This is a genomic window from Exiguobacterium sp. BRG2, from assembly GCF_031844245.1.
Lineage (GTDB): Bacteria > Bacillota > Bacilli > Exiguobacteriales > Exiguobacteriaceae > Exiguobacterium_A.
In genome coordinates this window covers 199,251-220,188 of record NZ_JAUZUW010000004.1, presented here as the reverse complement: position 1 = coordinate 220,188, position 20,938 = coordinate 199,251, and the positions used below count along the sequence as shown (strand labels likewise).

Below are 20,938 nucleotides of genomic sequence, written 5' to 3'. Positions count from 1 at the left end.
TAGATTTGAAATATGAGGATTTGTTTTGAAGAAGAACGGTAATGAGGTAATAAAGAAACTTTGAAACATTTTCCAATGTTTTTCGTAAATCAGGGTAACGCGTATAAAGGAGGAAATGAATATGAAGAAAACAAGGTGGGTAGCAGCTGGGATCGTCGCAGCATCGATTGGATTAGCTGGATGTCAAGATGGGCAGACAGATTCGGGTAGTGGCAGTGGGTCTGGTTCGACGAAGTCGGGGGAACTCTCGAATACGGAATTACTGAATAAAGCGACAGCCGCTCAAAAAGATATTAAATCGTTCCACATGGAAGGGACGGTCAATTCAAAAGCAGGTGAGATGGCAGTAGATCAGAAGGTATCAGCCGATATCATCCAGAAGCCGCTTACGATGCACCAGACGATGACGATGAAAAATCCACAAAACGGTAAGGACATGTCGATCGAGAGCTATATCGTCGACGATAAGATGTATCTATCGCAAAACGGACAATGGCTCGTTCAAGATGTCTCGGAGCTAGGTGATATGGTCGAGGCGATGGAGTCATCGGCATCGACGGATCAAAATCTCAAGCTATTGAAAAAGTACAAAGACAACTGGACCGCCAAAAAAGAGGGTGACGTTTATCAAATCGACGTCAAACTAAAAGGGGACGACCTCAAAGCATTCATGAAGGATTCGCTCGAACAGACAGGACAGATGGCACAGATGAAAGATGCGATGGACAGCATCGATTACAAGAAAATGAATTACACGATGACGTATGATGCGAAAACATTCTATCCGAAATCACTCGATATGGACATGGTGTTTGCGATTGAAAAAGATACCGAGTTCAATATGAAGAACGAGTCGACGTTCTCAAAATTCAATGAGATCAGCGAAATCAAATTACCTGTGGAAGCAAAAGATGCACAACCGCTCACAGGTGCAGCACAATAAACATCGAAGTCCCCTCTCTTCCATGAAGATGAGGGGACTTTTTTGAGACTTGGAACTGACGAAGAACTTCTTTTAGTGCTTCCGTCTGTTTTTGACTGACGAAAATCTGTTCGTGCATATCGCGGAATGCTTGAGCGTCATCCTAGTATTGAATCGAGATAGCTTCGAATAAATCATTGTCATTGACGACTTTCGTATCGATGAAGGACAGCACCCCACCGGACGCGGCATTCAAATGTTCGATCGTCTTGAGTGGCAAGTTCGTAGGTTTTGCCTGCAGTTGGCGAAGAGGACCGAAGATCGATTATAAAATCAAAATAATAAAGATTACACTGAACACTCCGATGACAACGATCGTAGTGAATTATTGAAATGAAGAAGTATCAAAATAGTTTCATAAAAAAATAGTTTGACAATTATCAGTAAATTCTGAAAAAATGGTAAAGAACTACATATTTCATAATGGGAGGTAACACGAATGGGAAATTCATTTAGTGACTGGATCAGTACGGTGTCCAATCTTGTTTGGGGACCACCGTTACTTATTCTGTTGGTCGGTACGGGGATTTATTTGACGATTCGCTTAGGATTCATTCAAATTACCAAACTACCGTATGCGCTGAAGCTCGCGTTTTCAAAGCATCAGGACGATAAGTCGGAAGGCGACATCAGTCACTTTCAAGCATTGATGACGGCACTGGCTGCGACCGTCGGTACGGGGAATATCGTTGGTGTCGCAACCGCCGTCGTCCTCGGAGGACCGGGTGCGATCGTTTGGATGTGGTTGTCCGGTCTATTCGGGATGGCGACGAAGTATGCGGAAGCAATCCTTGCCGTCAAGTACCGTGTCGTTGATGAAAATGGACAGATGGCAGGGGGGCCAATGTATTATCTCGAGCGTGGGCTGAAGCAGAAATGGCTGGGTGTCTTGTTTGCCGCATTCGCTTCAATCGCTGCGTTCGGGATCGGGAACGGGGTCCAGACGAACTCGGTCGCCCTCGCGATGAAATCAACGTTCGATGTGCCACTTTATGTGACGGGGATCGTATTGATGGTACTGACAGGCGTCGTCATTCTTGGTGGGGTCAAATCAATCGGAAAAATTGTTAGTTTGTTTGTTCCGTTTATGATTTTCTTCTATGTTGGAAGTGGATTACTGATTCTCGTCATGAACTATGACTTGATTCCAGGTGCGATTTCGACGATCTTCAGCAGCACGTTCTCAAGCGAAGCAATTACGGGTGGCGCGATCGGGGCGGCGATTCGTTATGGTGTCGCGCGTGGTGTCTTCTCAAATGAAGCGGGTCTTGGTTCAGCACCGATTGCAGCCGCTGCAGCGAAAACGGACTTCCCAGGACGTCAAGCGCTCGTTTCGATGACGCAGGTGTTTTTAGATACATTGGTCGTCTGTTCGATCACAGGTTTGACGCTCGTCATGGGAGGACAACTTGATACGAAGTTACAAGGCGTTGAATTGACGACAGCAAGCTTCGAGGTCTTCCTCGGTCCTGCCGGAAAATACATCGTCACGATTGGACTCGTCATGTTTGCTTATTCGACTGTTCTTGGCTGGTCGTATTATGGCGAAAAATCAATCTATTATCTATTCGGTCAAAAATCGATTCTCCCATACCGTATCCTGTTCGTCTTAGTCGCCGGAGCGGGTGCGATGACGACGAACTTGAACATGGTCTGGGCGATTTCCGATGTCTTCAATGGATTGATGGCGATTCCGAACTTAATCGGTTTGATTGGATTGTCCGGCGTCGTCATTGCTGAGACACGACTGTTCCGCGAACAGTTGAGACGAGAAGAAGCGAATCGGAAAGTTTCGTAGAACATGTGAAAATGAAAGACTCGAAAGGAACTAGTTCTTAAAAATCATTTTTGAAAACGAATGATTCTGCCATCCTCGCTTTCCACAGAAGGGAGGTAAGCCACGGCAATCTGTATTCCATGCGGTTCGCCGGGTCTTTCCTTTCCCTGACGAAAGCGTGTACCCTGCTTTCTTTTCCTGTAGGAGTCGAGGAATAGGCATTCACATTCTATATCTATTCAACAAAAGAGAAGATTGGTTTCTAGGGTATCCCTTGGAAACCAACCTTCTCTTTTTTGCGTGTGCTCCGTCTCATTCAATCACTTTTTACGATAAAGCATCAGTGATTCATAAGGTCGTAACGTTAAAGTGTACCCTTCTGTCTGCATCTGCTGATAATTATGAAGCAACACCGTATAGTCCGATCCGTCATGAGGTAACGTGAACGTCGTGTCCGTTCCGTAGAAATTCGAGACGACGAGTAATTCTTCTTCATTCGTTGCGCGTTCGTACGCCCAAAGTGATGGATCGTCCGGTGTCAACAGCCGGTATGAACCGTCCGTGAGCACGTCATACTGTTTGCGGAGTTGAATCAACCGATTGTAATGATGATAGACTGAATCAGGGTCTGCGACAGCAGCCTCGACATTGATTTGATCGTACGTCGGCGAGATCGGGATCCATGGCTCACTTGTACTAAAGCCACCGTTGACGGCGTCCGACCAAGGCATCGGTGTCCGCGCGTTATCGCGTGATTTTTGACGGATCGCAGCGAGAATTGCTTCTTCCGATACGCCGTTGGTCCGTGCTTCTTGATAGGCATTCAATGTCTCGACATCACGGTAGTCGGACAGATTCGTGAAGTCCGGATTCGGCATTCCGATCTCTTCTCCTTGGTAAATATACGGTGTACCTTGCAAGCCATGAAGCGTTGTCGCGAGCATCTTTGCACTCTCAACACGATACGCGACGTCGTCACCAAACCGGCTGACGACGCGGGGTTGGTCATGGTTACACCAAAAAATCGCGTTCCATGCTTGTCCGTTCATGCCAGTTTGCCAGTCGGAGAAAATTTGTTTCAACTGCTTGAAGTCAAACGGTGCAGCCGTCCATTTCTCACCGTTCGGATAATCGACCTTCAAGTGATGGAAGTTGAACGTCATCTTCAGTTCTTGATTTTCGAGCGAAGAATATTGAAGGCAATGTTCAAGCGACGTCGACGACATCTCACCGACCGTCAAGAGATCGTGTCCGGCAAAAACGGCTGCGTTCATCTCTTGCAAGTAGTCATGAACGTTTGGTCCGTCCGTATAGTACGCACGTCCGTCTCCCTCGGGATCATTGGGAAGCCCTGGCGTCTTCGAGATCAAGTCGTTCTTGGTCTTCCCGTGTCGCAGGGCGCGCTTCAATCTTTCGTTTCGCATAGCTGATCTGCCGTCCGAGTGTCTCTTCGATGTAATGATAGATCGAACCTTGAGCGATGTCAGCGGTTAGGTCGGGCACAAGTGCGGTTACGAAATGATTAATGTCACGGATGACGCGTTCGCCATCAATCTGACGAATCCGCTCAATACGGGTCACGTCTGTTCCTTGTGCCACATGCAATAACGAAGCGAGCTCAGGAGAGGCGGGGAGCACTTCGCATGATAGCACATCCGTCTCGACAGCATGTCGACCCATCCGGCGATGCGCCTCCGAAAAGCTGACGATTCCGTTGAATTGGAACTCGATCGCTTCTTGCGACAGAACGAAGACACCCTTTCCTTGGTGTTTGCGGACAAAGCCTTTCTCTTGCAGCGCATCGATCGCTTTTCGGACCGTTCCACGACTCGCCTCGAATTCATGCATCAATTCTGTCTCAGAAGGTAATTTCATGTCAGCTGGAAGCGTTCCTTCTTGAATCCGTTGTGCGAGTTGATGATAAATGGTTAAGTATTTCGGCATACAATCCGTCCTTTGCACTCAAATAGTACTTTTAGTGTAGCATGGAACGAATACAGGCATCAAAATAGCTCCACCTATGGTCCGGGTACAACCGGAAAACAGATGGAGCGCAAAAGTGTGAAGGGTATTTAACGAAGGGATGTCGAATACGTCGTACCCTTTTTGAGGACCGCTTGTTTTTCATCGAGTACGTCACTCGTCAAGAGTTCGATTGATGTGACCGGGCGTTCCAAGATGAATCCGAAATTACCACTATGCGTTTCGGATGGAGCATATGTCTTTGCCAGGGATTCGAGATAGACATCGTCTTCAAGTGTCTTTTCCGCTTCGTCATTCAGTTTGAAATGAGCAACGGGATTAAAGGTGACGGGTGCGTCACTCGTGTTTGTGATCGTAACACGTGTCTTAATCAGATCAAAGGACTCATCGTGCGTATAACCATGGAAGAAATCGATCATGCCGTAGCTTGGACGTGCGTGAAAGACTTTGATTTCTTCGATCGTCATCTTGATTGGACCAATCTTCCGCGTTTCATTCACTGGTTTGAACTTTTTTAACGTCAGGTCGCCTTTGTCGTCCGTCACGGTTTGATCGATTTTCGTCAGCTGACGATCATCTGGAATTTGCGGGTTCGGGACATAGGCGCTTGTTTTTTCAAGCGATACCGGCTGCTCCTGTTTCGCAGACGCTGGTTCTTTTGGTGTGTCTTGTGATGCTGAAGTGCCACAACCAGCGAGTACCGTCCCGAGCATCAAAGTAGCAAGTATCTGTCTCATGAACATTCTCCTTATTTCTTCGATTTCAAGAGATCGAAGATGATTTTCGCGTGATCCGTGTTGTCGACTTGTCCCGCGAATCGGTCTTTAGCAGGACCGAACGCATAGACGGGTACGTCTTCACCTGTATGTCCACCTGTCGTCCAGCCTGTATGCGAGCGTTCGTTGAAGATTTCTTCAATCGCATTATCGATCTCGAGTAATTTCTTCGATTCAGCAGCGCGGGAGACGCTGTCGATTTCTTTGTCCGTCAAGGCGAGTTTGTCTTGGTCGATGTACTTCATTAACGTTTTCCGTACGTCCGCGCCTTCGACGATTTGCTGCGCCATGAAGTCAGGTGTCTTCTTCGCTGCTTTGATTGGCTCAGCGAACCAGTTGTAAATGCCATCCGCACCAATCGAGTAACCGCCAGTCGAGTGGTCGGCTGTTGCGACGACGAGTGTATGCTTATCCTTCTTCGCGAAAGCGATCGCGGCTTTAAAAGCACGTTCGAAATCTTCCATCTCACTCATCGCACCGACGATATCATTGTCGTGTCCTGCCCAGTCAATTTGACTGCCTTCGACCATCAGGAAGAAGCCTTTTTTATTCGAATCAAGTCGCTTGATTGCGGCGTTCGTCATTTGAGCAAGTGACGGGACTGAGTTTTCGCGATCGATTCGTTTAGGTAATCCACCGTCTGCGAACAATCCGAGCACTTGTTTATTTTTATCCGCTTGCAATTGATCCAGATCCGTGACGTAACTGTAACCGTCTTTTTTGAATGCTTTCGTCAAATCAACATCCGGACGGACGAAGTTCGACTTACCGCCACCGAGCATGACGTCAATTTTATGTTTGCCGTTCACACGTTCTTTGAAATAGTCATCTGCAATCGCATTCATGTTTTTACGACTTTCGTCATGCGCACCGAATGAGGCAGGTGTTGCATGCGTGATTTCCGATGTCGCGACGAGTCCCGTTGACTTGCCACGTTCTTTGGCCGCTTCTAGGACGGTCTTGACTTCCGATTTATCATTATCGACCGCAATCGCTGCATTGTACGTCTTCACACCAGAGGACATCGCTGTCGCGGCAGAGGCGGAATCGGTGATATTCTCCTTCGCATCTTCCGGATACGTCATCTGTTGACCGACGAGATAGGGATCAAAGGCTGTTTTTTCAGCCGTCGTCGTCGAAGGATCGTTCTTTAAGTAACGGTGTGCAGACGTGTATGAGACACCCATGCCGTCACCAATCAGGAAGATGACGTTCCGGATTTCGGGTGAGTGAGTATGTTTGGCTTTCGCTTCGGCTTCCGGCATCGAAATCATCGTACTCAGGGAAAGGGTCGATAAGGCAAAAATCGGGATCAGACGTTTTAGTTTCATAGGGATTCCTCCTCAAAAGGTAATGGGTTATGGCGCTACGACCTACAAACACAACTTTACGCAGAAAATATGAAATCCATATGGACCGTCTGTAAAGGTTTGTGAAGAAACGATGACAAACGAATAGCCCTTCTGAAAAATCATCTCAGAAGGGCTACTTGTGTATAGATTAGCGACTCCATCCGATCATCCGACGGTAGGAACTGAACGTCGGCCATGCGAGAATGACGATCGCGAGCCAGTACAGGAACTGGTTCTCGGACGAAATCAGACCAATGATTCCTGCGAGCAGGATCGTCGTGTAGATCGAGAACGTGATGATCAGTACTGGATGTAGTTTCGGGAAAATAGTGAACCGACCGAGTCGTTCGTTCGCTCCGCGGATATATAGGCGGCTACCAAAGAAGAGTAAGGCAATCGTCAAAGCGAAACAGAACAAGACGGGATACGTTAGATTCAGATCGACATTACTTTCAAAAAAGAGTGCGAAGGGTGTCGTGATCGTCATCAGGAAATTTGTTGGCTTGTCTAACTCCTCGTAGGTCACACCAAAACCGAGCAGGGCGACGGCGTAGATGCTGAAATACGTGAAGTAGTTCAAGAACAAGAAGAACGTACCAAGCAACAGTTGTCCGATGATATCACCAGCAATTGTTCCGGCGAATAAGAAGATCGTCAAAATCGTCACATCAAATAGAAGGAAAAGACCAAAATCTTGGAAGAGTGACGACCACGTGACGTAATCAAACGGATTGATACCGCCGAACGCCTGTAGCAACAACCAGCTGACGAAGAAGCCGATGATCGGAAACACGATCAGTGTTACGACGCCAATCGACCATTTGATCCAGAACAACCAGACCTTCGGAAACGGTAACGCGTGCAAAATCAGGCTGCGACCACTCCCGCGCTCGGAACCGAGCATCAGGATCGCGAAGACAGCAATGAGAATCGCTGCGAATCCGGCGAAAAAGGGACTGACGAGTACGGTGTTGAGTAGAGCAGGTTGCTGAGAGGCCTCGTAATTCTCGAACTCATTGATGACGGTATAACTGCCGAACCCATAGCTGAAGATCGCAAGCAGAATGAAACAAGCGAGCGGCCAGATGCCTTGTTTGATATGATAACGGATCAATTGCTTAACCATGTCGTTTCCCTCCAAATGTCCCTAAGAAGTAATCTTCCATCTGCACTGGCAAAGCATCTTTTAACAAGGGGTTCGTCGTTTCAAGATACTGCGCGCCTGCATCGGATAAGACGAGCAATGTCACGACCCGACCTGTTTGGGATAAGACGTGAAGATCAGCGTGTGACAATTCCGGAACGTCCTCATAGACGACTTGCCATTTCTGCATGCTGGCTTTGGCGTCGTCGAGTGCCTTTGGTTCGCGGACGAGATGTTTTTCAATCGTCATGACACGGTCAGCGAGTGAATCGAGCTCTTCGAGTTGGTGTGAGGCGATCAAGACGGCAGTTTGGCGCTCCGCAAGCAATGAGACGAGCTGTTTCAGATAATCTCGTTTGTTGATTCGATCGAGTCCGTCTGTTGGTTCATCCAGTAAGAGGACCGGAGCATTCGTCGCGAACGCAAGTTGAAGAAGGAATAACTGAGCTTGTCCTTTGGATAATGACGTCACGCGACGTCCGCGATCGAGGTTTGACGAACGACAATAGTTTTCGATGTATGTTTTCTCGAAGTTCGGATAGAACGCATTGTAGAAGTTGATCAGTTCGCCGAGTGTCATTTGGCGATAGACGGAAACAGAATCCGGAACGAGGAAAAGGTGCTCGCGTGTCTTCGGAACGTGGTGGATCGACTCGCCATTCCATTCAACTTTTCCGCGCGTTGGCTCAAGAGCACCGACAAGCGTTTTCAGTAATGTCGTTTTTCCGGCACCATTACGCCCGATCAACGCAGTAATCGTTCCTGCTGGTAGAGTAAAGGATGCATTTTCATAAATCATGGTACGGTCAATTTGTTTCGTTAGATGAGAAACGGTCAACATGAGGAATCCTCCCTAATGTGTAAGATGAGTTGATAGAGTTCTTCGTTTGAAATGGAGAGTTCGTCGGCGACGGAACAAAGGCGGATGAGTGGATCTTGAATGGCGGCTTTCTTGACTTCATGAAGTGGAATATCTGAGATGAAGGATCCTTTGCCGCGCATCGTGACGATGAAGTTGCGGCTCTCGAGTTCCTGATAGGCGCGGGAGACAGTGTTCGGATTGACAAGGAGTGTACCAGCAAGTTCACGGACGGATGGCATCTGTTCGCCAGAGCGGAGTAGACCACGGGCAATCGAGCGGATGATTTGAGCGACCAGTTGTTCATAGATCGGTAACGGACTTTTTGGATCGACGGTGAACATTTCTTCACCTCCTTAAGTGTACTAGTTCAATTAATACACCAATTATAGGAATTCAAAACCTGTCTGTCAATGCCTCTTTTCAAGAAGACGATGACGCCATCGATCGCAATATTTGCTATACTGACGACAGAAGAATCGCAGGAAGGATGACCCGAGATGTTGGATCGATTGAGTGCCTTAGAGGACCGTTATGAAAAACTGAATGATATGTTGGCTGATCCAGCCATCATTAATGATACGAATCAATTGCGTGAGGTCTCAAAAGAGCAGTCGCAACTTGCACCGACCGTCGAGACCTATCGCGTCTATCGCGAGAAGATGGAAGCCTATCAAGAGGCACGCCAAATGTTGACGGATCCGGAGATGCGCGACCTTGCGAAGGAAGAAGTCGCGATGCTTGAGCCGGAGATCAAAGAGCTCGAAGCGAAACTGAAAGCCTTACTGCTACCGAAGGACCCGAATGACGACAAGAACGTCATCGTCGAGATTCGCGGCGCAGCGGGAGGAGACGAGGCAGCTTTATTTGCTGGTGATCTCTTTAAGATGTACTCGAAGTTTGCTGAGAAACAGAACTGGAAGATCGAAATCATCGACGCGAGCTATACGGAACTCGGTGGCTACAAAGAGATCATCTTCATCGTCAAGGGGACGGGAGCCTACTCGAAACTGAAATATGAGAATGGGGCACACCGTGTCCAACGCGTTCCGTCAACGGAATCCGGCGGACGGATCCACACATCGACGGCAACGGTCGCCGTGTTGCCGGAAGCAGAAGACGTTGAAGTCGAAATCCACGATAAGGATGTCCGGGTTGATACATTCACATCGAGTGGACCGGGCGGACAGTCCGTCAATACGACACAGTCGGCTGTCCGTGTGACGCACGTGCCGACCGGAATCGTCGCCAGCTGTCAGGATGAGAAATCGCAGATCAAGAACAAGGAAAAAGCGATGAAGGTTCTGCGCGCGCGTGTCTACGATAAGATTCAACGCGAGCAGCAGGCGGAGTATGATGAAAAACGGAAGTCGGCTGTCGGTACAGGTGACCGTTCAGAACGGATCCGGACATATAATTTCGCGCAAAACCGAGTGACGGACCACCGAATCGGTTTGACGATTCAGAAGCTTGACCGAATCCTGCAGGGAGAGATGGATGAGGTCATCGATACGCTCGTCATGGAGTATCAAGCACGGGCATCGGAGGCGGCAAACTGATGCGGATCGCAAAACGTCTAAATGAAGCAAAAACGATGATGGAACAAGCAGGACGCGAGGGTTCGAGTGCCGAATGGTTACTCATACACGTCTTAGATGTCGACCGGACAGGACTTCTCGTTCGCTTGTCCGATGAATTGACGCCGGAGCAGGATTTACGATTCAGTGAATACTTGCTCGCCCATGTTCACGGCGTACCCGTGCAACATTTAATCGGCTATCAGCCGTTTTACGGACGGGACTTCAGCGTCACACCGGATGTCTTGATTCCACGACCGGAAACGGAAGAGCTGATCGTCTTCGTGACGGAGCGCCTCGAACGTGAGTCGTTCACCGCGGGACAGATCGTCGACATCGGAACTGGTAGTGGGGCGATCGGAATCACACTCGCGCTCGAACTCGAGCAACCGGTCACGACCGTCGATATTTCACCAGCCGCGATCGCGGTCGCGAAGCGAAATCAAGCGACGCTTGGTGGAGACGTGACGTTCCTCGAAGGAGATTTACTGGCACCACTCGCGGACGATTCCGTGCGGGTGCTCGTCTCGAACCCGCCTTATATCGAGGAAGAAGAATTACTCAGTGAGGTCGTATTCGACCATGAACCGCATCTCGCCCTGTTCGGCGGAAAAGACGGTCTCGTCTTTTACCGACGACTCGTCGAGGAGAGCGGACGGGTCCTACGCGACGATTTCCGACTGATTGCGTTTGAAATTGGACACAATCAAGGACCGGAAGTGCAAATGATGTTAAAAGAACGTTATCCAAATGCGGAAACGGGTATTTTAAAAGATATAAACGGTAAAGACCGTATCGTGTATGCGGAACGAAAGGATTGTACAGCGTGAAGACGGAAATGATTGACTTACAGACGATGGATGAAGCAGTTCGGTTATTGCAGGAAGGAGAGGTCGTGGCGATGCCGACCGAGACTGTTTATGGTCTCGCGGGGGACGCGACGAACGAAGCGGCTGTTCGGCGAATTTTCGCCGCGAAGGGTCGACCTTCCGACAATCCACTGATTGTCCATGTCGCATCCGTAGAACAGGCACATCAGTTCGTCACGCACATTCCAGATGTTGCAACACGTTTGATGGAGGCGTTTTGGCCAGGAGCCTTGACGATCATCCTCGAATCGAACGGCACCGCATCCACACTCGTCACAGCAGGACTAGATACGATCGGATTACGGATGCCAGACCATCCGCTTGCGCTTCAATTGATTGAAGCGACAGGGCTGGGTCTCGCAGCACCGAGTGCCAACCGTTCCGGAAAACCTTCACCGACGTCATCTGCGCACGTCGCACATGACCTCTCGGGACGCATCGCTGCGATCGTCGATGGAGGGGAGACGGGCATCGGGGTCGAATCGACTGTCATCGATTGTACGATGACGCCACCGGCGATTTTACGACCGGGCGGCGTGACACGCGAACAAGTCGAGGCAATCATCGGTCCTGTCACACTCGATCCTGCCTTATCGATGAAAGATGTTACACCGAAGGCACCCGGAATGAAATATACCCATTATGCGCCGGAAGCAACACTGTCCGTAGTCGAGGGAGATCTTTCATTCTTACAGCAACTCATCGATGATGCACGACAAACCGGACACAAGACGGGCGTTCTCCTGTTCGACGGGGAGGATGTCGACGCAGATGTTCGCTGCTCCCTTGGTAATTCGATGGAGACAGCGGCACAACGTCTTTACGATTGTTTACGGCGATTTGATCAGACGACGGTGGATCAGATTTTTGTACGAGACCTATCAGAAGAAGGGGTGGGGCTTGCGGTCCGCAACCGCCTCCATAAAGCAGCAGGTGGTCGGGTCATTCGCCCTTGAAGAAGGAGGATACGGAGATGAGCACACGTCGCGTTTTATTCATCTGTACAGGAAATACATGCCGTAGCCCGATGGCGATGGCGTTACTACGCTCGAAAGTCGCTGATCAGGAATTTGACGTCCGTTCAGCAGGACTACGTTCGATGCAAGGATTCGATGCGTCAGAGAACGCACTACAAGTGTTACGCGAACGCGGCATCGAACTCGAACACTATACGCAAGTCTTCGATGATGTACTCGGACGCTGGTCTGACATCATCTTGACGATGACGCGTCAGCACAAGCAGGAAGTCGGTGAACGCTACCCGGAACTGAAGGACCGGACGTTCACTCTATATGAATATGTGACAGGGCTTGAACGGGATATCAACGATCCGTACGGCGGATCGATGAACGTCTATCGTCAAGTACGCAATGAACTCGAACCCCTCGTCAACCGGCTTGTGTTAAAATTGACGCAGAACGGAAACGGAAGAAAAGCTCCGGACACACGGAAACTTCCGAAAAAACAACCTAAACAAACGGGGGAATAGTAAAGATGAAAGTAGCAATCGGCGCGGATCATGGCGGTTTTAAGTTAAAGGCAGAAATCAACGATCTCTTACAAGAGCTCGGCATCGACTATACGGACTTCGGTACGCATTCGTCCGACTCGATCGATTATCCGGATGTCGCGATTCCGGTCGCGGAGGCCGTCGCGAACGGAGAATTTGACCGTGGCATCTTGATTTGTGGCACAGGCATCGGGATCGGTATCGCAGCGAACAAGGTCAAGGGCATCCGAGCAGCGCTCGTCCATGATACGTTCAGCGCGAAAGCGACGCGGCAGCACAACGATTCGAACATCTTGACGATGGGCGAACGCGTCATCGGTCCAGGACTGGCTCGTGAGATCGCACAGCTTTGGCTTGAGACGGAATTCGAAGGTGGACGTCATGAGAACCGCGTTTGCAAAATCTCGGATTATGAGGTGAAGTAATGGACGTGACACGCATCCAGCACGATTTAGAAGAAACACTGAACGCTCTGGATGAACGATTTTCCTTAAAAGGAAAATTGCTCGTGATCGGCTGTTCGACGAGTGAAGTGATTGGCAAACAAATCGGCAAGGCAGGTTCACCGGAAGTAGCGGACGCCTTGTTCGATGTCTTCGATGCCTTTCGTCGATCGCATCAAGTCGATCTTGCCTTCCAAGGCTGTGAGCATATCAACCGGGCGCTGACACTTGAGCGGCAAACGGCCGAACGTCTCGGGCTTGATCCGGTGACGGTCGTTCCCGTTCCGGAAGCCGGTGGATCGATGGCGAGTGCTGCGTACCAGCGCTTCTCGGCACCTGTCGTCGTCGAAGCGATTCAGGCTGATGCCGGAATCGATATCGGTGATACATTCATCGGCATGCACTTGAAAGCTGTCGCGATTCCAGTGCGCTTGCCGCATAAGGAAATTGGTGAGGCACACGTGACGGCAGCCGTGACACGACCAAAATTAATCGGTGGAGCACGTGCTAAATACGAATGATTGATGCAAGGGGTTGCGCACCCCTTGCTTTTTTGATGTTGTTTTTAGGGATGCCGGGAAGGAAACATTCGTGTTAAGATAGGTTTATCGAAATGAAATGGGGGAATTCAGATGGAACAAACACCGCTTACGTATCTGAAACAACAAGATGAGGCACTCTTTTCGGCAATGCGCCAGGAACTAGGTCGTCAACGCGATAACATCGAATTGATCGCATCCGAGAACTTCGTCTCGCAAGCTGTCATGGAAGCACAAGGCAGCGTCTTGACGAACAAGTACGCAGAAGGTTACCCAGGTCGTCGTTATTATGGTGGCTGTGAGTATGTCGATCTCGCTGAGAATTTAGCACGCGACCGCGCGAAGGAAATCTTCGGAGCGGAGCATGCGAACGTGCAACCACACTCAGGTGCACAAGCGAACATGGCGGTCTACTTCACGATTCTCGAACAGGGCGATACGGTCCTCGGGATGAACCTATCGCACGGTGGCCATCTGACGCACGGTAGCCCCGTCAATTTCTCCGGTGTCCAGTACAACTTCGTGGAATACGGTGTCGATCAAGAGACAGAGATGATTGATTACGACGTCGTCGCACAATTAGCTGAAGAGCATAAACCAAAATTGATCGTAGCGGGCGCATCGGCGTATCCGCGCGTCATCGACTTCAAACGTTTCCGTGAAATCGCAGACAGCGTCGGTGCTTACTTGATGGTCGACATGGCACACATCGCTGGACTCGTCGCAGCAGGTCAACATCCAAACCCAGTCGAGCATGCACACTTCGTCACGACGACGACGCATAAGACGTTGCGTGGTCCACGTGGTGGGATGATCCTCTGTAAAGAAGAGCATGCGAAAGCGATCGATAAAGCGATCTTCCCAGGGATCCAAGGTGGTCCACTCATGCACGTCATCGCCGCGAAAGCTGTTGCATTTGGTGAAGCCCTTGCACCAGAGTTCAAGGACTACATCGGTCAAGTCGTCACGAACGCGAAAGTACTCGGTAAGGAATTGACGAAGCGTGGACTCCGGATCGTTTCAGGCGGAACAGACAATCACTTGCTCCTCGTTGACTTGCAACCACTCGGGATCACGGGGAAACTCGCCGAGCATGCGCTTGACGAAGCTGGCATTACGGTCAACAAGAACACGATTCCGTTCGACCCAGCGAGCCCGTTCGTCACGAGCGGTATCCGGATCGGAACGGCAGCGATGACATCTCGCGGATTCAAGGAAGCTGAGATGAAAGAAATTGCCGAATTGATCGAACTCGTCTTGAACCACCCAGAAGAAGCAGACGTTCTCGCACAAGCACGTGAGCGTGTCGTTGCGTTGACAGGTCGTTTCCCACTCTACCCAGAGCGCGGATGACTGTCATCCCCTTCGTCCTTTTCATTATGAGAAGGGGAAGGGGATTTTTGTTTGTCTAACAAAGGAGGAGTACGATGTATATTCTAGTCGCAGAAGATGACCCTCATATCCAAGCCCTTGTCGTGTCAACGTTACAAGCCGACGGGCATTCCATCCGAGCGACAGCAGACGGAAACGAAGCGCTCGCTTGGATCGAGGAGGTGACGTTCGAAGCAGCCGTACTTGATGTCCTGCTCCCCGGACAGACCGGTCTCGTCTTATGCGAGCGATTACGGCAACACGGGGACATCCCGATCTTGATGCTGACGGCACTCGGGGAGCTGACAGATAAACGGGACGGTTTCGCAGCAGGTGCCGATGATTACATCACAAAACCGTTTGATCCGGAAGAATTAGTATTTCGCCTCCACGCTGTGGCTCGGCGCTATCAAAAAGCGGCGCAACCTGTTTTGCATCTTGGAGATGTCACGATCGATAAACGCAGTCAGCTCGTGACGATTCAGTCGACCGAGTGGACACTCCCACGCCGTGAATTCGAATTGTTGCATCAGTTGGCGAGTTTCCCGGGACGGGTCTTCAGCCGCGAGGAGTTGATCGAACACGTTTGGGGACTCGATTTCATGGGGGATGACCGGACGATTGACGTCCACATCAAACGACTCCGTGGACGCCTGAAGGAGACGAATCAGGTGAAGATCGAGACGGTCCGCGGTCTCGGTTACCGGTTGGAGGTCGACGCATGAGATCGCTCTATACGAAAATCGTCGGACTCGTCTGCGTTGTCTTACTCGTGTCGGCACTACTGGCGCTCTTGATTAGTAATATTGCCTATTATTCCTTTTGGCAGGATAGCTACAGCCAAAAAGTCGAGGAAGCGGTCGAGACAGCGATTGATTATTATGAAACGCACGGGGACGGAAAGACGGAGTCGTTTTACCGGATGTTACAAGCGACCGGCTTTCAACTGTATGTGCGCTCGGACGACGGAATCGAGCGTTACGGAAACCCGTTTCGCAATGAAGCGCTCTCGAATCGGGTCGTCGAGCAAGTGAAGAAGGGACAATCGTACTACGGAATGCGTGAATATCCGTTCCATCTCTTCTTGCTCGGTCTGTTCGATAACGAAGTCATCAATACGTACGGCACGTCGGTCAAGACGGCGCAAGGCACGGACGCGATCTTCGTCCGACCGGACTTGAGTCGTCAGATCCGTGAGTTGCATCTGTTCGTCGGTCTGTTCCTTGGACTGCTTGTCGTGATCAGTTTCCTTTTGCTTGTCTTTTCCATCCGCTATCTCGTTCGTCCGATCCAGCGCCTGACAAAAGCGACGGAACAGATGGCAGACGGTGACTACGGAATCCGCGTCGGAACGAAGGCACGCGATGAAATTGGTGAGCTGTCGCGGCGGTTTGACGAAATGGCGACGGCAGTCGAAGCGTCTGATACGGAACGGCGCCGATTCGTTGCGAACGTCTCGCATGAATTCCAGTCGCCGCTGACGACGATTGCTGGTTACGCGGGACAACTCGATGTGACGGGAGAAGACGTCAGGAAACGGACGGCCATCCGCCAAGAGGCGGAGCGAATGTCGGAGCTGACGCGTCAACTGTTGATTTTAGCGAAGCTCGATGAAGGACGACGCTTCAAACGACAAGCACTTAATCTGCGGACGAATCTTGAGACGACACTCGCGACTCTGGCCTTCCAGCTGGATGAGCAAGGAATCGCTGTCGCGCTCGATGTTCCGACGGTGATACAAATACAAGCGGATGTCAGTGCGTTGGAACATGTCTTCCAAAATGTCATCCGAAACGCTGTCTCGGTCTCAAAAGACGGAGCGACGATCCAGATTCAAGCAGAGGAACAAGCGAATCAGGTCATCGTCCGGATCAAGGATGAAGGACCAGGTATGACGGATGAACAAATGGAACATGCCTTCGAACGCTTTTATCAAGGCGATGCGTCTCGGACGTCGCGCGGAACGGGACTTGGGCTTGCGATCGTCAAAGAGACGATGCGTCAACTCGGTGGGGATGCGAGCTTGTCGTCCGCTTCATCGGGTTTGACCGTGACATTAACTTTTTTACGCGTATGACGCGTGCGTTCATGTTCCGTTCATATTGCGGCTGTATCATCAATCCTGTAGCGAACATACAGGAGGGATCACACAATGAAACTAGGATGGAAAGAACTCGTCCGGATGAAAGGGCGATTCAGTTGGATGACGATTGTGACGATGTTGATCGTCTTATTGATCTTGATGATCACCGGTCTTGCAGATGGACTAGCTTATGACAATGGGGCAGCCGTCCGTAATCTGCCGGTCGAACAGTTTGCGCTAAGTAAAGATGCAGAAGGGCAGCTGACCCGTTCATTCTTACAGGCGGATGAGACACCAAAGGGCGCGGAAGCACTCGGTGTCCAGAACATGGTGCTTGAGAAGAAGAATAAAACGAAGGACGACGTGACGGTCTTTGCGTTACCACAGACTACGAAATATGGTCCAAAACAATTACGATCGTTGCAAAAAGGGGAGGTACTTGTTGATGCTGCGTATGCGGAGCAACGCGGAACGCGCGTCGGCGATAGGATCACGGATTTTCGAACGAAGGAGACGTTCCAGATTGCCGGTACAGTGACGGACGGTCGTTATAGTCATGCACCCGTTCTCTGGATGACGGATCAGTCCTGGCAAGCGTGGCAATCGAAAATGGGCACGTCATACGTATCAGCGTACATCGGTCAGTCGTTGCAAACGGATCACTCGGTCTTTTCAAAACAAGAGATTGTTCAAAACGTACCGGGTTATGCGGCAGAACAAAACTCCTTTCAGATGATGCGGGTCGCGCTCGTCGTCATCGGAGCATTGATTCTGACAGCCTTCTTCTATATCTTGACGATGCAGAAGATGAAACAGCTGGGTGTCTTAAAGGCCATCGGCATCCGGACAAGGACGATGGGAGCGAGTCTGCTCGTTCAAGTCGTCATACTGACGAGTCTTGCCTTTGGTGTCAGCGTCGCCATCACCTATCTGACGAGTCGTTTCCTGCCGCCGGATCTTCCCTTCCGATTTGAATGGTCGACGAGTCTGATGTACGGCGGCATTCTACTCGTAACGGCGATCCTCGGTGCGCTTGTTCCGCTACGGATGGTCAAGAAACTCGAGGCGGCAGATGCGATGGGAGGAATGAACGGATGATTCGATTAGAACAGATTGAACAAAGTTATGGTGAGATGACGGTGCTGCATGACATTAACTTACAAGCAGAAGCGGGTGAGTTGATTGCTCTCGTCGGACCGAGCGGTAGTGGGAAAAGTACACTGCTCCAGTTGCTTGGATTGTTACAGACCCCAACGAATGGTGCCGTCTACTTTGATCATACGTGCGTCAGTGAAGCAGCGGACGAAGAACGTCGTCGTTTGCGTCTCGAGGAAGTCGGGTTCATCTTTCAAGAATCGCATCTCGTACCGTTTTTGACAGCAGGAGAGCAACTCGAGCTAGTTGCAAAAGAAGCGGGGCGAACCGTTGACGTGACATCGGCTCTCGCCGTGTTCGGACTCGAGCACCGGAAAGACCATTTGCCGCACGCCTTATCCGGTGGGGAACGTCAACGTGTCGCAATTGCCCGGGCTTTCGTTAATGAACCACGACTTGTACTCGCGGATGAACCGACGGCGAGTCTGGATTACCCAAATGGACGCCGGGTGATGGAGTTGTTGCAACAGCAAGCGCATGATGCGAACAAGACCGTCATCGTCATCACCCATGACGAACGGATGCTAGATGTCTGTGACCGGATTTGGCGAATCGAAGACGGACGGATTACGGAAGCGACAGCATCCCGGTCCTATTCTCATAGTTGAACGAGTTTTTCTTTTGTTTTCGTGCCTCAGTGCATGTGAAACAAAAGGGTTTTTTGTTGATTCATCACGAAGATAGGGGAAACGGACCATTTGCGGAAGCGTTATCTTTGTTATACTTAACCGTAGTAAAAAAAGATAAGGGTGGAAATAAATGTGAATTTAACAACCTTGATTCAAAGCGAATTACAAGCCATTCAGACCGAACGACTAACGGAATGGTTTACACATAAAAGCCACGAACGCCGGGAATATCAACGGATGCTCGAAGATTTCAAAGCAATCGTCATCATGCAACAGGCAGGATTTTATGAGCAAGCGGATGCTCGTTTCGAGCAGTGGAAGACATTGCCGATGCCGGCAGAGGTTTATCGTTACCGCCTAGCGATCGCAGGAAAAGCAGGCGGGAAACGTCTTGCCCAGAAACGATTGGCATCGTTTCCTATGACCGTTCAGAATCATCCACAACTGAAAAACTGGAAGCGACTCGGAAAACTAAACCCGTGGTGGCTCGGTGGAGCTGTAGCTGTCGTTTGTCTCGGTCTAATCTGGACACAGTTGGATAGCGAACCCGCAACACCAGTCACAACGAAACAGACAGAGGTCGAGCAACAACTCGCAGCGCTACAAACAGAAGTCGAACAGTTAAAAGAAAAAAACGAACAATTGGCAAGGGAGCAAGAGAGGGCGAAAGCGATCAAGCCAGAGAAGAAGGAAACAAAAACGGAAACACAGGAGCCGAAAGTGTCTGCGAAAGAAGCGCTCGAGCAAGGGGTCGCTGCCGTTCAGGCGAAGGACTACAAACGAGCAGACAGTGTCTTGAACGGATCCGTCTTGACGAACAAAGAGACAGCAGGCATGGCACGCTTTTATAAGTTGATTGCGGCCGGAAAGTTGAAGAACACGACACAAGCAGATTACATCGCCTATCGGGAAGATTTTCCGAAGTCCGGTTACATAAGTGATGTCCTCTGGATGCAAGCCGTTTATGAACAAAAATATAAAAAAGGCGACTACCGAGCGACCTTACAAGAACTCGCGAAACAACCGGAAAATGAATGGTCTTATGCGGCAAAAGCGATTCTATCGGGTAAGAGTACGCTCGGGAACTGACGAAAAAACAGTTCCCAAGCAGTACGCTTATAGAGTACAATGCGAAAAGAGAATGGAGAGGAGATGCAAACAATGAGTAAAGTACATGTATTTGATCACCCATTGATTCAGCACAAGATGACGATCATGCGTAAAGTCGAAACAGGAACGAAACAATTCCGGGAACTTGTCGACGAGGTGGCTTCATTGATGGCATATGAAATCACACGTGACCTTCCACTCACAGATGTCGCGATCGAGACACCGGTCACGAAGACGACGCAGAAGATGATCGAAGGCAAGAAACTCGGGATCGTCCCGATTCTCCGCGCCGGTCTCGGTATGGTCGACGGCATGCTCCGCATGATGCCGAACGTCAAAGTCGGTCACATCGGTTTGTACCGTGATCCGGAGACACTCGAGCCAACGGAATACTACCTCAAGCTCCCAACAGACGTCGCAGAACGTGATTTCGTCGTCGTTGACCCGATGCTTGCGACAGGTGGTTCAGCGGCAGACGCCATCTCCTCCTTAAAGAAACAAGGGGCGAAGAGCATCAAGCTCGCATGTCTCTGTGCAGCACCTGAAGGCGTTAAACGCGTTCAAGAAGAACACCCAGACGTCGACATCTATCTCGCGGCACTCGACGAGAAGTTGAACGACCACGGATACATCGTCCCAGGGCTCGGTGATGCAGGAGACCGTCTCTTCGGAACGAAGTAAAAAGACAGCAAGATATACGAAAAGACCGCAGACGATGATCTGCGGTCTTTTCGTTGCTATTTCGTAAACTGCGCAAGATTGCTGAAATATGCTTTAAT

At 50.1% G+C, this 20,938-nt stretch carries 22 protein-coding genes; 15 read left to right on the top strand and 7 right to left on the bottom strand.

Annotated elements, in window-relative coordinates; all coding sequences use genetic code 11:
* Positions 1-121: 121 nt before the first annotated feature.
* Both Q9R23_RS07695 and Q9R23_RS07690 read left to right on the top strand, forming a co-directional pair.
* Positions 122-943: a DUF6612 family protein gene (locus tag Q9R23_RS07695; protein WP_311246767.1), complete on the top strand. Its 822-nt coding sequence runs from the start codon at positions 122-124 to the stop codon at positions 941-943.
* A 478-nt stretch (positions 944-1,421) separates the two neighbouring features.
* Positions 1,422-2,780 carry an alanine/glycine:cation symporter family protein gene (locus Q9R23_RS07690; RefSeq protein ID WP_311246766.1) on the top strand — a complete coding sequence of 453 codons (1,359 nt, stop codon included), beginning with the start codon at positions 1,422-1,424 and terminating at the stop codon, positions 2,778-2,780.
* Positions 2,781-3,079: 299 nt separating this feature from the next.
* Here the strand turns inward: Q9R23_RS07690 and Q9R23_RS07685 are convergent, their stop codons facing one another.
* The 7 genes from Q9R23_RS07685 to Q9R23_RS07655 form a co-directional block, all read right to left on the bottom strand.
* Positions 3,080-4,129 carry an alpha-amylase family glycosyl hydrolase gene (locus Q9R23_RS07685; protein ID WP_311246765.1) on the bottom strand — a complete coding sequence of 350 codons (1,050 nt, stop codon included), beginning with the start codon at positions 4,127-4,129 and terminating at the stop codon, positions 3,080-3,082.
* Positions 4,098-4,703: a UTRA domain-containing protein gene (locus tag Q9R23_RS07680; RefSeq protein ID WP_311246764.1), complete on the bottom strand. Its 606-nt coding sequence runs from the start codon at positions 4,701-4,703 to the stop codon at positions 4,098-4,100. The genes Q9R23_RS07685 and Q9R23_RS07680 overlap by 32 nt, the downstream gene beginning before the upstream one ends.
* 128 nt (positions 4,704-4,831) lie before the next feature.
* Positions 4,832-5,479 carry a DUF4352 domain-containing protein gene (locus Q9R23_RS07675; protein WP_311246763.1) on the bottom strand — a complete coding sequence of 216 codons (648 nt, stop codon included), beginning with the start codon at positions 5,477-5,479 and terminating at the stop codon, positions 4,832-4,834.
* A gap of 11 nt (positions 5,480-5,490) precedes the next feature.
* Positions 5,491-6,849 carry an alkaline phosphatase gene (locus tag Q9R23_RS07670; RefSeq protein WP_311246761.1) on the bottom strand — a complete coding sequence of 453 codons (1,359 nt, stop codon included), beginning with the start codon at positions 6,847-6,849 and terminating at the stop codon, positions 5,491-5,493.
* A 169-nt stretch (positions 6,850-7,018) separates the two neighbouring features.
* Positions 7,019-7,996 carry a hypothetical protein gene (locus Q9R23_RS07665; RefSeq protein WP_214852092.1) on the bottom strand — a complete coding sequence of 326 codons (978 nt, stop codon included), beginning with the start codon at positions 7,994-7,996 and terminating at the stop codon, positions 7,019-7,021.
* Positions 7,989-8,855, bottom strand: coding sequence for an ABC transporter ATP-binding protein (locus Q9R23_RS07660; protein WP_035410673.1), 867 nt, complete (start codon positions 8,853-8,855; stop codon positions 7,989-7,991). Before Q9R23_RS07660 ends, Q9R23_RS07665 begins: the two co-directional genes overlap by 8 nt.
* Complete coding sequence (locus Q9R23_RS07655) at positions 8,849-9,217, bottom strand: GntR family transcriptional regulator (protein WP_035410669.1); 369 nt, start codon at positions 9,215-9,217, stop codon at positions 8,849-8,851. Before Q9R23_RS07655 ends, Q9R23_RS07660 begins: the two co-directional genes overlap by 7 nt.
* Before the next feature lie 156 nt (positions 9,218-9,373).
* On the opposite strand from Q9R23_RS07655, the gene prfA reads away from it, so the two are divergent.
* The 13 genes from prfA to upp all read left to right on the top strand — a co-directional run bounded on the left by prfA (position 9,374) and on the right by upp (position 20,840).
* The gene (gene prfA / locus Q9R23_RS07650; RefSeq protein WP_056064179.1) at positions 9,374-10,432 is read left to right on the top strand and encodes a peptide chain release factor 1; all 1,059 of its coding nucleotides are present in this window, start codon (positions 9,374-9,376) and stop codon (positions 10,430-10,432) included.
* Positions 10,432-11,280 (top strand): peptide chain release factor N(5)-glutamine methyltransferase, encoded by an 849-nt coding sequence (prmC, locus tag Q9R23_RS07645; protein WP_311246760.1) that lies wholly within the window; start codon positions 10,432-10,434, stop codon positions 11,278-11,280. The genes prfA and prmC overlap by 1 nt, the downstream gene beginning before the upstream one ends.
* On the top strand, positions 11,277-12,275 hold the full coding sequence (locus tag Q9R23_RS07640; protein ID WP_035410658.1) for an L-threonylcarbamoyladenylate synthase: 999 nt from the start codon (positions 11,277-11,279) through the stop codon (positions 12,273-12,275). The genes prmC and Q9R23_RS07640 overlap by 4 nt, the downstream gene beginning before the upstream one ends.
* A 17-nt stretch (positions 12,276-12,292) precedes the next feature.
* On the top strand, positions 12,293-12,808 hold the full coding sequence (locus Q9R23_RS07635) for a low molecular weight protein arginine phosphatase (RefSeq protein ID WP_311246759.1): 516 nt from the start codon (positions 12,293-12,295) through the stop codon (positions 12,806-12,808).
* Positions 12,809-12,813: 5 nt separating this feature from the next.
* Positions 12,814-13,254, top strand: coding sequence for a ribose 5-phosphate isomerase B (rpiB, locus tag Q9R23_RS07630; RefSeq protein ID WP_214728375.1), 441 nt, complete (start codon positions 12,814-12,816; stop codon positions 13,252-13,254).
* Positions 13,254-13,793, top strand: coding sequence for a TIGR01440 family protein (locus Q9R23_RS07625; RefSeq protein WP_035410650.1), 540 nt, complete (start codon positions 13,254-13,256; stop codon positions 13,791-13,793). Before rpiB ends, Q9R23_RS07625 begins: the two co-directional genes overlap by 1 nt.
* A 111-nt stretch (positions 13,794-13,904) precedes the next feature.
* Complete coding sequence (glyA, locus tag Q9R23_RS07620; protein WP_311246758.1) at positions 13,905-15,164, top strand: serine hydroxymethyltransferase; 1,260 nt, start codon at positions 13,905-13,907, stop codon at positions 15,162-15,164.
* Positions 15,165-15,238: 74 nt separating this feature from the next.
* A complete protein-coding gene (locus Q9R23_RS07615) occupies positions 15,239-15,907 on the top strand; it encodes a response regulator transcription factor (RefSeq protein ID WP_311246757.1) in 669 nt (222 codons plus the stop codon).
* Positions 15,904-17,259 carry a sensor histidine kinase gene (locus Q9R23_RS07610; RefSeq protein WP_311246756.1) on the top strand — a complete coding sequence of 452 codons (1,356 nt, stop codon included), beginning with the start codon at positions 15,904-15,906 and terminating at the stop codon, positions 17,257-17,259. Before Q9R23_RS07615 ends, Q9R23_RS07610 begins: the two co-directional genes overlap by 4 nt.
* A 75-nt stretch (positions 17,260-17,334) precedes the next feature.
* Positions 17,335-18,363: an ABC transporter permease gene (locus tag Q9R23_RS07605; RefSeq protein WP_311246755.1), complete on the top strand. Its 1,029-nt coding sequence runs from the start codon at positions 17,335-17,337 to the stop codon at positions 18,361-18,363.
* A complete protein-coding gene (locus Q9R23_RS07600; protein WP_311246754.1) occupies positions 18,360-19,028 on the top strand; it encodes an ABC transporter ATP-binding protein in 669 nt (222 codons plus the stop codon). The genes Q9R23_RS07605 and Q9R23_RS07600 overlap by 4 nt, the downstream gene beginning before the upstream one ends.
* Positions 19,029-19,181: 153 nt before the next feature.
* Positions 19,182-20,138: a hypothetical protein gene (locus Q9R23_RS07595; RefSeq protein ID WP_311246753.1), complete on the top strand. Its 957-nt coding sequence runs from the start codon at positions 19,182-19,184 to the stop codon at positions 20,136-20,138.
* Between the two features lie 72 nt (positions 20,139-20,210).
* On the top strand, positions 20,211-20,840 hold the full coding sequence (upp, locus tag Q9R23_RS07590; protein ID WP_023469504.1) for a uracil phosphoribosyltransferase: 630 nt from the start codon (positions 20,211-20,213) through the stop codon (positions 20,838-20,840).
* Positions 20,841-20,938 lie beyond the last annotated feature (98 nt).

Bases quoted from the DNA above. Each gene is read 5' to 3' on its own strand.
- Q9R23_RS07655 (WP_035410669.1), bottom strand. From the start codon at position 9,217: ATGTTCACCGTCGATCCAAAAAGTCCGTTACCGATCTATGAACAACTG.
- Q9R23_RS07695 (WP_311246767.1), top strand. From the start codon at position 122: ATGAAGAAAACAAGGTGGGTAGCAGCTGGGATCGTCGCAGCATCGATT.
- Q9R23_RS07635 (WP_311246759.1), top strand. From the start codon at position 12,293: ATGAGCACACGTCGCGTTTTATTCATCTGTACAGGAAATACATGCCGT.
- Q9R23_RS07690 (WP_311246766.1), top strand. From the start codon at position 1,422: ATGGGAAATTCATTTAGTGACTGGATCAGTACGGTGTCCAATCTTGTT.
- Q9R23_RS07605 (WP_311246755.1), top strand. From the start codon at position 17,335: ATGAAACTAGGATGGAAAGAACTCGTCCGGATGAAAGGGCGATTCAGT.
- Q9R23_RS07670 (WP_311246761.1), bottom strand. From the start codon at position 6,849: ATGAAACTAAAACGTCTGATCCCGATTTTTGCCTTATCGACCCTTTCC.
- Q9R23_RS07600 (WP_311246754.1), top strand. From the start codon at position 18,360: ATGATTCGATTAGAACAGATTGAACAAAGTTATGGTGAGATGACGGTG.
- Q9R23_RS07610 (WP_311246756.1), top strand. From the start codon at position 15,904: ATGAGATCGCTCTATACGAAAATCGTCGGACTCGTCTGCGTTGTCTTA.
- Q9R23_RS07660 (WP_035410673.1), bottom strand. From the start codon at position 8,855: ATGTTGACCGTTTCTCATCTAACGAAACAAATTGACCGTACCATGATT.
- upp (WP_023469504.1), top strand. From the start codon at position 20,211: ATGAGTAAAGTACATGTATTTGATCACCCATTGATTCAGCACAAGATG.
- Q9R23_RS07680 (WP_311246764.1), bottom strand. From the start codon at position 4,703: ATGCCGAAATACTTAACCATTTATCATCAACTCGCACAACGGATTCAA.
- Q9R23_RS07625 (WP_035410650.1), top strand. From the start codon at position 13,254: ATGGACGTGACACGCATCCAGCACGATTTAGAAGAAACACTGAACGCT.
- Q9R23_RS07665 (WP_214852092.1), bottom strand. From the start codon at position 7,996: ATGGTTAAGCAATTGATCCGTTATCATATCAAACAAGGCATCTGGCCG.
- Q9R23_RS07615 (WP_311246757.1), top strand. From the start codon at position 15,239: ATGTATATTCTAGTCGCAGAAGATGACCCTCATATCCAAGCCCTTGTC.
- glyA (WP_311246758.1), top strand. From the start codon at position 13,905: ATGGAACAAACACCGCTTACGTATCTGAAACAACAAGATGAGGCACTC.
- prfA (WP_056064179.1), top strand. From the start codon at position 9,374: ATGTTGGATCGATTGAGTGCCTTAGAGGACCGTTATGAAAAACTGAAT.
- prmC (WP_311246760.1), top strand. From the start codon at position 10,432: ATGCGGATCGCAAAACGTCTAAATGAAGCAAAAACGATGATGGAACAA.
- rpiB (WP_214728375.1), top strand. From the start codon at position 12,814: ATGAAAGTAGCAATCGGCGCGGATCATGGCGGTTTTAAGTTAAAGGCA.
- Q9R23_RS07675 (WP_311246763.1), bottom strand. From the start codon at position 5,479: ATGAGACAGATACTTGCTACTTTGATGCTCGGGACGGTACTCGCTGGT.